The sequence below is a fragment of the Actinosynnema pretiosum genome, from assembly GCF_002354875.1.
GTDB classification, from domain to species: domain Bacteria; phylum Actinomycetota; class Actinomycetes; order Mycobacteriales; family Pseudonocardiaceae; genus Actinosynnema; species Actinosynnema auranticum.
In genome coordinates this window covers 1,824,431-1,836,417 of sequence record NZ_CP023445.1, presented here as the reverse complement: position 1 = coordinate 1,836,417, position 11,987 = coordinate 1,824,431, and the positions used below count along the sequence as shown (strand labels likewise).

8 protein-coding genes and 1 pseudogene are annotated in these 11,987 nt (G+C 74.2%); 3 read left to right on the top strand and 6 right to left on the bottom strand.

The window, feature by feature from the left end; genetic code table 11:
- Positions 1-13: 13 nt before the first annotated feature.
- Positions 14-1,132 (bottom strand): DUF6923 family protein, encoded by a 1,119-nt coding sequence (locus CNX65_RS08320; protein WP_096492246.1) that lies wholly within the window; start codon positions 1,130-1,132, stop codon positions 14-16.
- Positions 1,129-1,887, bottom strand: coding sequence for a bestrophin-like domain (locus CNX65_RS08315; RefSeq protein ID WP_096492245.1), 759 nt, complete (start codon positions 1,885-1,887; stop codon positions 1,129-1,131). Before CNX65_RS08315 ends, CNX65_RS08320 begins: the two co-directional genes overlap by 4 nt.
- Positions 1,888-2,994: 1,107 nt before the next feature.
- On the opposite strand from CNX65_RS08315, the gene CNX65_RS08310 reads away from it, so the two are divergent.
- A complete protein-coding gene (locus tag CNX65_RS08310; protein WP_096492244.1) occupies positions 2,995-4,767 on the top strand; it encodes a glycoside hydrolase family 27 protein in 1,773 nt (590 codons plus the stop codon).
- A 341-nt stretch (positions 4,768-5,108) separates the two neighbouring features.
- Positions 5,109-7,199 carry a choice-of-anchor P family protein gene (locus tag CNX65_RS08305; protein ID WP_157767549.1) on the top strand — a complete coding sequence of 697 codons (2,091 nt, stop codon included), beginning with the start codon at positions 5,109-5,111 and terminating at the stop codon, positions 7,197-7,199.
- A gap of 147 nt (positions 7,200-7,346) precedes the next feature.
- On the opposite strand, the gene CNX65_RS08300 is transcribed toward CNX65_RS08305, so the two are convergent.
- The 3 genes and pseudogenes from CNX65_RS08300 to CNX65_RS08290 all read right to left on the bottom strand — a co-directional run bounded on the left by CNX65_RS08300 (position 7,347) and on the right by CNX65_RS08290 (position 9,546).
- Complete coding sequence (locus CNX65_RS08300; RefSeq protein WP_096492242.1) at positions 7,347-7,982, bottom strand: hypothetical protein; 636 nt, start codon at positions 7,980-7,982, stop codon at positions 7,347-7,349.
- A 294-nt stretch (positions 7,983-8,276) separates the two neighbouring features.
- Positions 8,277-8,717 (bottom strand): annotated as a pseudogene (gene rnhA, locus CNX65_RS08295) (ribonuclease HI); the annotation flags it as partial.
- A gap of 85 nt (positions 8,718-8,802) precedes the next feature.
- A complete protein-coding gene (locus tag CNX65_RS08290; RefSeq protein WP_218182100.1) occupies positions 8,803-9,546 on the bottom strand; it encodes an MHYT domain-containing protein in 744 nt (247 codons plus the stop codon).
- Positions 9,547-9,964: 418 nt separating this feature from the next.
- Between CNX65_RS08290 and CNX65_RS08285 the strand changes: the two genes are divergently transcribed.
- Positions 9,965-10,918 carry a hypothetical protein gene (locus CNX65_RS08285; RefSeq protein WP_157767548.1) on the top strand — a complete coding sequence of 318 codons (954 nt, stop codon included), beginning with the start codon at positions 9,965-9,967 and terminating at the stop codon, positions 10,916-10,918.
- Positions 10,919-11,344: 426 nt separating this feature from the next.
- Here the strand turns inward: CNX65_RS08285 and CNX65_RS08280 are convergent, their stop codons facing one another.
- Positions 11,345-11,920, bottom strand: coding sequence for an NUDIX domain-containing protein (locus CNX65_RS08280; protein ID WP_096497679.1), 576 nt, complete (start codon positions 11,918-11,920; stop codon positions 11,345-11,347).
- Positions 11,921-11,987: the final 67 nt, after the last annotated feature.

Below are 11,987 nucleotides of genomic sequence, written 5' to 3'. Positions count from 1 at the left end.
TGGCGCGCAGGCCCTACCTGGTGCGCCGGGACCCGACCTGCCTGGCCGCCGCCGCGCCGCCGAGCACCAGGAGCAGCGCGACCAGGCCCCAGCGGCGCTGGTCGTCCACGGTGTGCAGCAGCGGGTTCAGGCCCGCGGCCTCGACCTCCTCGGTGCGCCGCCTCGGGTCCCGCACGGCGGGCTGGCCCTCCACGAGCTCCTGCTCGGGGGTGGGTTCCGCCGTCGGCGCGGGGCTCGGGGCCGGGCTGGGGCTCGGGGTGGGCACGGGGGCCGGTGGCACGGCGGGCGCCTGCGCGACGGGCGGTTGCGGCGCGGGCTGCTGCGGGGCCTGGGGCTGGGGCTGCGCCGGTCGGGGCTGCGGCGGTTGCGGCTTGGGCTGCGGCTGCGGCCGGGGCGGGTTGCGCACGACCAGGCAGCCCGCCGCGTCGAGCGTGCTGAACGCGACCCGCGTGCCCAGCTCCACCACCGTCCCGGTGCCGTCCAGCGCGACCTTGAACCGGGTGCTGAGCCCCCCGCTCGCGTCCCGGTTGGCCGTGGCGTAGAGCGCGCCGTCCGGCCCGAGCACGACCGAGCCGTAGCTGGTCATGCCCGGAGGCAGCGCGCCCGCGCCGTCGACGGGCCGCACGGCGCCGGTGGCCGGGTCGACCCGCACCACCCGGCCCGCGCCCCGCGCGTCCACCACGACCCCGTACAGCAGGCCGTCCACCGGGTTGAGGTCGAAGTCGTTGATGGTCAGCGCGGTGGTGGGCAGCCAGGTCTCGGCCACGACCAGCAGGTAGTCGGGGCTGGTCGGGTTGATGTCCACGGCCAGCAGCAGGCGCCCGGACCGCACCACGAGCCGGTCGCCGACGACCACGCCCGCCGTCGCGCCGCGCAGCAGGTCGGACCGGCGCGCGGGCAGCGGGACCCGCGCGCCGCGCCGGTCGAACGCGAGCACGCGCCCGTCCGCGTCGACGCCGTACACCAGGTCCTGCGCGGCGGAGTAGCCGATCGCGGTGACCCGGACGTCGAGCACCGCCAGCGGGGAGACCGCGCCCGCGGGCAGCTCGACGCTGACCACCGAGGACGGCCCGCGCTCCAGCGCCTCGACCTGGATCGAGGCGCACACCGCCAGCAGGACCTCCCCGATCACGCCAACCGCTCCACGGCGGCCTGGAACGCGTCCGGCCCGACGTCCGCGCCCCCGTCGAACGGGTTCTGCAGCTGGTAGGTGGCGAACAGCAGCAGCGCCATCGCGGCGGCGAGGGTGCTGACGATGACGACGTGCGTGCGCACCAGCGGGCCGCCGAACAGCAGCGGCATCGCCAGGGACAGCGCGGTGCCGAGCGCGAGGGTGAACCAGATGACGGAGCTGACGCGCCCGCTGGCCGCGTCGAGCCGCTCCTGGCGGGCCTCGTAGACGGCCCAGAGCTTGCGGGTGGCCTCGGTCTTGCGGTCGACCTGCCAGTCGTCGGTGGTCGGCGCGGAGGCCACGACCTTGCGCATCTGGTCCAGGGTGGCCCAGCCGGAGGAGTCGACGTCCGCGCCGGTGCGCATCACCGGCCACTCCTCGTCGGCGACGGTCATGGCGTAGTGGCGGGCCAGCTCGCGCACCTCGGCCCCGGTGTCCGGGGAGAGCGCGTCGCTGGCCCAGCTGGCGGCGACGAGGCTGTCGGCCTCGGCGAACGCCCCGTCGCCCGCGCTGGTCACGCCGTCGAACAGGGCGATGAGGACGAACGCCACGAGCACGGCGTGCAGGCCGCCGACGATGGTGAAGACCTGGCCCGCCGCCTCGTTGTTCTCGGCGCGGCCCTCGTCGGCGCCGAGGCGGCGGATGAGGTAGGCCAGCAGCGCGGCGGCCACGGCCGCCCCGCCGACCCACAGGAAGCCCGTGATGTAGACCGACATCTCGTCCTCTCGCCGTCGGGCCGACGCGGGCGCGGGGCTGTCCGCGGCGTTCTCCCGACCCGTTCGCCCGGAACGTAACGAGCGGCGAGAACGGGGGACAAGATCGTTCATCCGGGCGATGAGGAATGTCGTTCTCGCAGGTGACAGGTGGGGGGTGGCGGCGACTCGGGGCCGCAGGAATGCGGGTGCGGGCGTCGCTCCCCGGTGGTTTTCCTTTCTGCGGGGTGAAAAAACGGTCACTCGGCGCAGTTTGCTGTGGTGGGGCTGCGGTCGCCTGCGGCTGCCGTGTTCGGGCGCGTTCGGCGGTGTTCACGCCGCGGCTGCCGGTACGCGCCCGGTGCGGGGTCCGGGGGCGCGTCCCGGAGCGGCCGGGGCGTTCGGTGGGGATCGGTGGTTGCCGTGAAGAGGTTCCCTGGCGCGGCGCCGGCCTGCGCGGCGGTGTCGGTGGCGGTGGTCGCGGTGGCGGCGGGCTCGTTCTACGCGCGCGCTGCTCTGGGGCACGCCCAGCGCACCGAGCACGCCGTGGACCGCGTCGATCACCGAGTGCTTCGGCGGGAGCAGGTGCGGCGGGTCGGGGAGCGCGCCGACCGCGCAGCCGGTGCGCGCGGCGATCCGGCGGACCGCCAGCTGCGGTCGGTCGCCCCGCGCGCACCGCGCTGCGCAGGTCGCGCAGCGCGGCGGCGAGGTGCGCGAGCCCGTCCGCGCCGGGCCGCGCGGGTGTTGCCACGGCGTTCCCCCTTCCCCCGCCGGCTTGGCCGCCCGCGGGCCGCCGGGCGTGATGCCCGTGTCGGGTGATGCCGCGAAAACCCACCCGTCCGTGCGGCCGGGGAAGCCGTTGGTGGGGTTCACGACTGCGGGAAGGCGATCCGACCTCGCTGCGGGAACGCGAAGTCCGTTCGGCCCCACCCGGACGGCCGCTCGCCGCAACCCGTGCCACGTCCCGGCGGCGTGCCGCGTCAGCGGTGTGGAGCAGCGGGGCCGCTCGGGGGTTCGGCTGTTCGGTGATACTTCCGCGAAGCCCGTTGTGCCCGACGTCCCCCAACCCTGACGATCTTCCTCCCACGTTGGCGCACAACGGAGTCCACTGACGAGGGGGGCATCTCAACCATGCACCGAGCGCGCAAGCTCATCACCGGGGCCGTCCTGGCCCTGCTGGCCACCGGGGTGGCGGTTCCGCTCCCGGCATCGGCCACGACCGCGACCGGACAGGCGCAGCAGACCGAGCCCACCCAGTCCCAGCCCACCCAGTCCCAGCCCACCCGGTCCCAGCCCACCCGGTCCCAGCCGACCCAGCCCCAGCCCAGCCAGTCCCAACCGACCCGGACCGGGCCCGCCCGGCCCGCCACCGGGTTAGAGGGCGCGGCCATCCCGCGCGACCCGGTCGTCCCGATGCTCGACGACGGCGCCTCGCGCGTCCCACCGATGGGGTTCAACAACTGGAACTCCTTCGGCTGCGACGTCACCGAAGAGCTGATCATGGCCACCGCCGACGTCTTCGTGACCTCCGGCCTGAAGGACGCCGGCTACCAGTACGTCAACATCGACGACTGCTGGTCAACGCGCGAGCGCGACGCGGACGGCAACCTGGTGCCCGACCCGGTCAAGTTCCCCAAGGGCATCAAGCACGTCGCCGACTACGTGCACTCCAGGGGCCTGCTCCTGGGCCTGTACGCCGACGCGGGCACGCTCACCTGCGCCGGCTACCCCGGCAGCCTCGGCCACGAGCAGCGCGACGCGGCGGCCTTCGCGTCGTGGGGCGTGGATTACCTCAAGTACGACAACTGCTACAACCAGGGCATCGACGCCCGCCAGCGCTACACGACCATGCGGGACGCGCTGCTGGCCACCGGCAGGCGGATCGTGTTCAGCGTCTGCGAGTGGGGCGAGAACCAGCCGTGGACGTGGGCCCGCGACGTCGGCCACCTGTGGCGCACCACCCCGGACATCACCGACACCTGGGGCAGCGTCGTGGACATCTTCCACCGCAACGCCCCGCTCAACGACGCGGCGGGCCCCGGCGGCTGGAACGACCCGGACATGCTGGAGGTCGGCAACGGCGGCATGACCACCACCGAGTACCGCAGCCACTTCACGCTGTGGGCGCAGATGGCGGCCCCGCTGCTGATCGGCGCGGACCTGCGCGTGGCCACGCCGGAGACCATGGCGATCTACCTCAACCGGGGGCTGATCGCGGTCAACCAGGACCCGCTGGGCGTGCAGGCGCGGCCGGTGTCCTCGTCCGGGACGCGGCACGTGCTGAGCAAACCGCTGGCGGACGGCGACCGGTCGGTGGTGCTGTTCAACGAGGGCGGCGCCGAGGCGGTCATCGGCACGTCGTTGCAGGCCATCGGGCTGCCCGGCGGCGGGTCGACCGCGACGGACCTGTGGACCGGGGCGACGCGGCGGTTCACCGGGGCGATCACCGCGCGGGTGCCCGCGCACGGCGTGGTGGCGATGCGGATCAGGGCGGACGCGGCGCCCCCGGCGGGCGCGACGAACCTGGTCGGCGGGTCGTCGGGGCGCTGCCTGGACCTGCCGGGCGGCCGGACCGGGGTGCAGGTCGCGCTGTGGGACTGCAACGGCGGGCCGAACCAGCAGTTCCGGCACACCGCGTCGGGTGAGCTGCGGGTGCAGGGCGAGCACTGCCTGGAGGCGTTCGCGAACGGCGTGGCCGAGGGCACGCAGGTCGTGACGTGGCAGTGCAACGGCGGGGCGAACCAGCGGTGGACGCGGCAGGCGTCCGGGCAGCTGGTGAACGCCGGGAGCGGGCTGTGCCTGGACGTGACGGCCGGGCACCTCCCGGAGAACAACCTGAACGGGTCGCCGATCGCGCTGTGGCGGTGCAACAGCGGTCCGAACCAGCGGTGGTCGCGGCAGTAGCCGCCGCCCGCCCGAGCGGTCCGCCGGGCGCGCACGGGTGGCGCTCCCCCGAGGGGGTTCCGCCCGTGCGCGCTCCGCGTTCTCGGGCGCACCTCGGCATGTCCCCCACCTGTGCGGGTGGATTTTTACGTCGGGAAGATCCTAATGGGACACTCGCCCACCGAGACGATGAGTGTGTTTCCCTGAACCCTCCCAAGTGGATGGTCCGCGTCGCTGGACCGGGTGAGACCAGGGCCGCAGTCCTGTTACCTGCGGTTACTCACCTCTTAGAGTCGGCGTCCGATCAGTTCGTTTGCGTTTTCCTCATTGCGCGGACATCCACTGCGAGGGGAAGTGACGACGTGGTATCTCAACGCGGGGTCGGCGCGGTAGCGCTGGCGCTGGCCGGACTGCTGGTGGGTGGGGCATCGCCCGCACTGGCGGCCACGACCGGGAACCTGCCCGGTGGCACCAGCATCGGGGTCTCGATCACCGGGCCGACCCAGGGGGCCGTGCTCCCGCAGGGGGTCGCCACGATCACCGGAACGGCGTCGATCGGCCTCGGCGTCCCGGTGGTGGACACGGCGCTCACCTACGTGGTGGACGCCTCCAGCAGCACCGGCAGCCCCTGCACGACCACCCAGACGGTGCTCGGCTGCGAGGTGGGCGCGGCGCGGGGCCTCAACCAGATCGCCGCCGCCTCGCGGTCCGTGGTCGGCTCGGTGGGCGCGGTCGCGTTCGGCACGAAGGCGGCCATCGCCGACGTGGGACCCGCGGCGGGCGACCAGCGGTTGACCGGGCCGGGGACCGACTCGAACGGCGACGGCACGCCGGACGTGGAGGAGGCGCTGGCCTCGATCCGCGCGGGCGGCGTGGACCGGTTCACCGCGCGGACCTTCTCGGCGGGCACCGACTACGTGCCCGCGCTGCTGGCGTCGAACACGGTCACGGCGGCGCAGACCCAGAGGCGCAAGATCGTGGTGTTCCTGTCGGACGGCTTCTCCGGCTCCAACGTGGGCGCGGCGCTCGCCGCCACCGGTCCGGACGTGGACATCTACACCTTCGCGGTGGGCGCGGGCGCGAGCTGCGACGGCGTGAACTACGCGTCGAGCATGCAGCGCATCGCGGACGTGACGGGCGGGACGTGCACCGAGGTGCCGAACCCGGCGGCGCTGCCGAGCGTGGTGCCCGGCGTCATCAACGCGACGCTGACGGGCCTGACGGTCAGCGTCGACAACGGCCCGCAGGTGCCGATCACCGCGCTCTCGGTCGCGACGCTGCCGCAGACCGGGCCGACGCAGGTGAGCTGGACGGTGCCGACGGCGCCGCTGGGCGTGGGCGCGCACCGGGTGTGCGTGACCGCGAACGGCAACGACGGCGGGGGTGACGGCAGCGTCACCGACTGCGTGAACGTGACCGTGCAGGCACCGCCGGGGATCGCCCTGGGTGGTCCGTACACCACGGCCGAGGGCACGGCGGTGTCCGTCGGCGGGTCGCTGGTGAACCCGCCCGCCGGGCTGGTGACCACGCGGTGGACCGCAACGCCGCTGTCCGGGGTCGGCACCGGGGCGAGCTGCTCCTTCGCCAACCCGAACGCGCTGAGCACGACCGTGACCTGCACCGACAACGGCGTGTGGACGTTGGCCCTGACCGCGAACGACGGGGTGAACCCGCCGGTGACCGGGACGACCACGGTGACCGTGGCCAACGCGAACCCGGTGGTGGCGGTGTCCACGTCGGGCGCGGCGCAGGCCGGGTCGGCCGTGACGGTGACCGGGACGATCACCGATCCCGGCGCGAACGACACGTTCACCTGCCGGATCGACTTCGGCGACGGGACCGTGGTGAACGCGACCGTCACGGGGAGCACCTGCTCCGCCGCGCACGCCTACGGCGCGGTCGGGCAGTACACCGTGCGGGTGACCGCGACCGACGACGACGGCGGGGTGGGCACCGGCAGCACGACCACGGCGGCGTTCGCGCGGGCCGAGGCGTGGGGGCTGAGCGCGGCCGGGCTGATCACGCTGGCCAAGACGCCGTACTCGGCGTGCCCGCCGAACACGAACAACAGCACGCTGTCGCTCAACGTGGTGAACCTGCTGTCGGTGGGCGCGGTCAACGCGAACTGCAACGTGGACAGCACCACCGGCACGACCACGGCGTTCAGCTCGGTGGCGGGCGGCAGCCTGCTGCTGGGGGCGATCACGATCGGGGCGGTGTCCGCGCAGTGCACGTCGACCGGCGACGGGCTGGCGGGGTCCTCGACGGTGGCCTCGATCAACGGGCAGATCGTCGGGACCGCGACGGCGACGATCAACATCCTGGGCGTGGCGCAGATCTACGTGAACCAGACGGTGATCGGGTCGGACGGGTCGCTGACCCAGTACGCGGTCCGGGTCGTGACGCCGCTGGGTCAGGAGATCGTGGTGGCGGGCTGCCGGATCGGGTTCTGATCCGGGACGGTGGACCACCGGTCGGCTGACCGGCGAGCGCTCCGGGCGGGGGCGGGACGGGGATCTTCCCCGGACCGCCCCCGCTCCGCCGTCCGGGGGTCCGCCTGCGGGGTCGGCCTGCGGGGTTCCGCGCCTGCCGGGAGGTGCTCAGCCCTCGGCGGCGGCCACGTCCTCCACCCGCGCGTACAGCACCACCTCGTTGACCTCCAGCCGGTTGATCAGCCGCAGCGCGGCGACCACACCGCTGCCCACCAGGCCGTCCTCGACCTCGCCGAACTCGAACTCGAACTCGGCGCACCGGGGCGCCCCGGCGCCGAGGAACCCGAACACGGCGGCCTTGTCGGCGGGCGGCGCGAGGGTGAGCAGGCAGCGGCGGACCCGGCGCAGCCGCACCCCGCCCGCCTCGTCGCCCAGCAGCAGCGCGTGCAGCAGGTCCTTGGCCTCGGCGAGCAGCACCTCGGCCAGCGGCGACCGGTGCGCGGGGCCGATCAGCGGGCCGCCGGGCGCGGGCGGCGCGAGCAGGCAGCACTCGGCGGCCAGGCGCTCGGAGGTCCAGGCGGTGAGCTGGGCGATCGCGTCGGCGAGGGTGCACCGGGTCAGCGGGAGGCTGGTGACCCGGTGCACGGGGGCCGCGACCAGGCCGAACCGGGGGGCGATCTCGCCGAGCAGCTGGTCGACCACCCACTCGTGGGGCTGGTCCAGCAACCTGGCGCGCAGTTCGGCGACGACGCGCGCGCCCACGTCCGCCTGCGCGCTGCGGACCAGGTCGTGCAGATCGGTCATGTGCCCCGACGCTAGTGATCCACCGACCCCGCCGAGCCGCCATCACCCGGTTGTGCGGTTGCGTTTCACCCCGCTGGCGGCAGGACCCGCACCGGGTCGGAACCGGCCCGGTCCGGCCCCCGCTCGGGGCGGTTCCCCGCGGGTGCGGAGGTGCGGCGCGGGCTCGGGGGCGCGGTTCTAGAACAGCCGGACCGAGGCCCGTTCGGCGGCCAGCTCGGCCTCGGCGCCCGCCCGGTCGCGCAGGACCGCGGCGGCCTGCTCGGCCGCCGCCGCCGGGTCGGTCCTCGCGGCCTCCACGGCCTCGCGCAGGCCGCGCTCGGCGAGCTGGTCGGCGCGCTCGTTGCCCTCGTGCCCGGCGTGGCCCTTGACCCAGTGCCACTCGACCCGGTGCCGCGCGGCGGCCCGGTCGAGCTCGCGCCACAGGTCGGCGTTCTTCACCGGCTCCTTGCCCTTGGTGAGCCAGCCCTTGGCCTTCCAGCCCTTGATCCACTGGGTGATGCCGTTGCGGACGTAGGTGCTGTCGGTGTGCAGCCGGACCACCGACGGCCTGGTCAGGGCGTCGAGCGCGCGGATCGGGGCGGTCAGCTCCATGCGGTTGTTCGTGGTGACCCCGGCCTCGCCGCCGCACAGCTCGCGCTCGTGCGCGCCGTACCGGAGCAGCACGCCCCACCCGCCAGGGCCGGGGTTGGGGCGGCAGGCCCCGTCGGTGTAGATGTCCACGCCCGGATCGCTCACCCGGTCACTCTAACGACGGGTTCCGACAGGTCGGCCGGTCCCCGCGCCCCGCCGCGACCGGTCCCCGCGCGCTCCGGCCCGCGCGTCAGCGCACGACCCTGGCCCGCTCGCCGAAGGTGAAGTTCTCCGAGGTGAACAGCCGCCACAGCACCACGGCCACGACCAGGCCGCTGACCACGAACGCCGGGAAGACCAGGGTGAACACGTCGCTGCCGGTCGGCTCGGGCAGCGCGGCGTTCAGCTCGACCGTCGCCGCCGCCATGCCGGTGTGGTGCATCCCCGCCACGGCCAGGCCCATCACCAGCCCGGCGGCGACGCAGGCCAGGGCGGTGCGCACGACCACGGTGAACCACAGCGCGGCGGTCGCGGCGGCGATCGCGATCAGCACCGACAGCACGACGAGCAGCGGGTTGTAGCTGAGCGTGCCCTTGAAGCTCACCGCGGCCATGCCGAGGTAGTGCATCCCGGCGACGCCCAGGCCCGAGACCGCGCCCGCGATGAGCAGCTTGGCGCGGGTGACCGGGGTCAGGGTGATCATCGCCAGCGCGCCGCCCATGAACGTGACGGCCAGCAGCGCGGACAGCGCGGTCAGCGGCGCGGAGAAGTAGCTGGTGGCGCCGGGCTGGAACTCCAGCATGGCCACGAAGTGCATGAGCCAGATGCCGACGCCGCCGATGGAGAACGCGGCGAGCACGGTCCAGACGACCTTGCTGCGCTCGGTCTCCTCGTGGCGGGCGCGGGCCGTGCAGGACAGGCCGATGAGCGACCCCACCACGGACACCACGTAGGACATGAGGACGATCCACGGGCCCGAGGTGAAGTGCTGCATCGTTTCGTGGTTCACAGGTGCCGGTCCCGTCGTCGGTGCTGGATGTGCTGTCCGTTAGTAACGCGCGCACTCGCGCACCACTAGTTCGGACTAACAGAAGTTCACCCACTTGAGATATTTAATGGGGTTTTAAATCCCGTGCGTAGCACCACCGGCACGCAGCGCCACGAGGTCCGGTCCGCGATTCAAGATCAATTCAACGCGTCCGGCGGACGCGGGCTCCCGGAATTACCCGAATAATCTTCGGGTAATGGTCGGGGCGCCGCGCCGACGCGCCCCGCCGGGGCGTGCCCGACCGGTCCCGGTGGGTAACGATCGACGTCGGGGCCTCGACAACGACGGCACGTGCAACCGAGTGCAGCGGCGGCGCGCGCCGTTCACCACGGGGCCGGTGCGGCGGCGGCGCGAGAGGGGACCGATGACGGACGCGCTGGTGAAGGAACTCCGGGAGCTCAGCCGGAGCAGGGGGGTGCACGTCCCCGCGATCGACCGGCACGTCGGCCCGGAGCTGCGCGGGGTCTGCGGCGTCGAGGCGGGCGACGGGGCGGCGGCGGTCCGGGAGAAGGTGGTGGCCTGGGCGGTGCTGGCCGCGCAGGACCTGCCCGAGGACATGCGGGTGGCCGCGCTGGTCGCGCTCGCCGTGCACGAGAAGGCGCGCGACCCGTTCCTGCGCGAGCGGATCAACTGGCTCGCCGACGAGTACCGGATCGGCGAGCGCACCGCGCGCAGGCGGGTCGAGCAGGCGCTGACCAGGCTCGCCGAGGTCGGCGAGATCGCCGCGCCCGCGCCGGTCGCGACGCCGGGCGAGCACGCGCCGCCGTGGTGGTTCTCCCGGTTCAAGGCGGTGCTGCGGCTGGACGGGCCGACGCCGGTGTGCACCGAGGACCGCACGGTCGTGTCCGGGGTCGACGGGCTGGAGGCCATCACCTGGTCGATCAGCCTGCCGCCCGCGACGCCCGGCGGGCCGCCGGGGACGCTCGACGTGCAGGTGGTGAACGGGGTCGAGCGGATCGCCCAGGAGCAGCCGTCGGCCCGGCGGCACCTGCTGCACCTGCGCCTCCCCCGACCGCTCGACCTCGGCGAGGAGCACGACTTCTCGCTCCAGGTCAGCCTGCCGAGGGGGCAGGAGATGCAGCCGAGCTACGTGTTCTGGCCGGAGCGGCCGTGCGCGGACTTCCGGCTGACCGTCCGGTTCGGCCAGGAGCGGCCACCGGAGCGGGTGTGGCGGGTGGACGGCGCCTACCACCGGGACGCGGACGACCCGGCGCCCGAGCCCGACCTGATCGAGGTGGACTCGATCGGCGAGGTGAAGTACGCGGCGAGCGGCCTGCGCCCGGACCGGGGCTACGGCCTGCAGTGGCGCCTGCCCTGACCCGGCTCCCCACCGGGTCGATCGCGCGTCCGACCCTCGACGACGCGGGTCGAACGCGCGGCGAACGCCCCCCGGTTCAACCGGGGAGCGGGCGGAGGACACCCCTCGCGAGCCGGAAACCACCGGAATCGCACCCCGATCCCGGCCTCCTCCGCCCCGACAGCCCTCCGCCTGCGCTCACCCGCCCCGAGCTGCGGCGCCCTCCCGGCCGAACGCTCGAACAGCACGCCGCTCCTCGGGTCGAACCACTACCCCCGCAAGCGCTCGCCACCCCCGGCTGCATACCGGCGGAGGGCTTTTCCACCCCGATGGCCCACCGATCCGATGCTTTTCGGTCCGGGAGGACCCGCCGGCTCCGGTGAGCCCCGATCCGAGCGGCGCCCCGGCCGAGGCGTCTCCGGTGGGCGGGACGGGCACGCCCACCGCTCAGGCCACCTCCAGCCCGCGCCGCCGGGTCCGGCGCAGCGCGACCGCGAGCAGGGCGTGCGCGCTGCCCGCGTGCGGGATCGCCCCCCGGTCCACCAGCTCCAGCGCGTGCTCGAACGCGGGCCGCCACACCGCTCCCCCGCCCTCGGCGCGCTCGCGCAGCCCGGTCGCCAGGTACAGGTGCTCGGCGTGGTCGGTCACGCTGTCCGCCCCGTGCACCACCCCGACCCGCTCCCACCCGTCCGCCTCCAGCCCGGTGCGCTCCAGCAGCTCCCGGCGCGCGGCCTCCTCCGGGCCCGCGTCGGCGGGCGCGACCGGGCCGCCGGGCAGCCGCCACTGGGTGCACCGGTGCGGGTAGGCCCACTGCCGGGTGAGCAGCACCCGGTCCCGCTCGTCCAGGGCCAGCACCGCCACCGAGGGCCGCACCACGACGTGCGCCCTGACCTCCCGCTCCCCGTCCGGCCGCAGCACCACGTCCTCGACCACGTCGAACGCCTCTCCCCGCCGCACCACCTCCGTGGTCAGCCGCTGCCACACCACCAGGGCCCCCGCCCCGTCCGCGAATTCAGCCACCATGCCCACCATGAAACCACTCGGTCGCGTTTCCCAACCCCCCACAAGGCGGCCAATTCGTGGACAACGG

Bases quoted from the DNA above. Each gene is read 5' to 3' on its own strand.
- CNX65_RS08315 (WP_096492245.1), bottom strand. From the start codon at position 1,887: ATGTCGGTCTACATCACGGGCTTCCTGTGGGTCGGCGGGGCGGCCGTG.
- CNX65_RS08310 (WP_096492244.1), top strand. From the start codon at position 2,995: ATGCACCGAGCGCGCAAGCTCATCACCGGGGCCGTCCTGGCCCTGCTG.
- CNX65_RS08300 (WP_096492242.1), bottom strand. From the start codon at position 7,982: ATGACCGATCTGCACGACCTGGTCCGCAGCGCGCAGGCGGACGTGGGC.
- CNX65_RS08290 (WP_218182100.1), bottom strand. From the start codon at position 9,546: ATGCAGCACTTCACCTCGGGCCCGTGGATCGTCCTCATGTCCTACGTG.
- CNX65_RS08285 (WP_157767548.1), top strand. From the start codon at position 9,965: ATGACGGACGCGCTGGTGAAGGAACTCCGGGAGCTCAGCCGGAGCAGG.
- CNX65_RS08280 (WP_096497679.1), bottom strand. From the start codon at position 11,920: ATGGTGGCTGAATTCGCGGACGGGGCGGGGGCCCTGGTGGTGTGGCAG.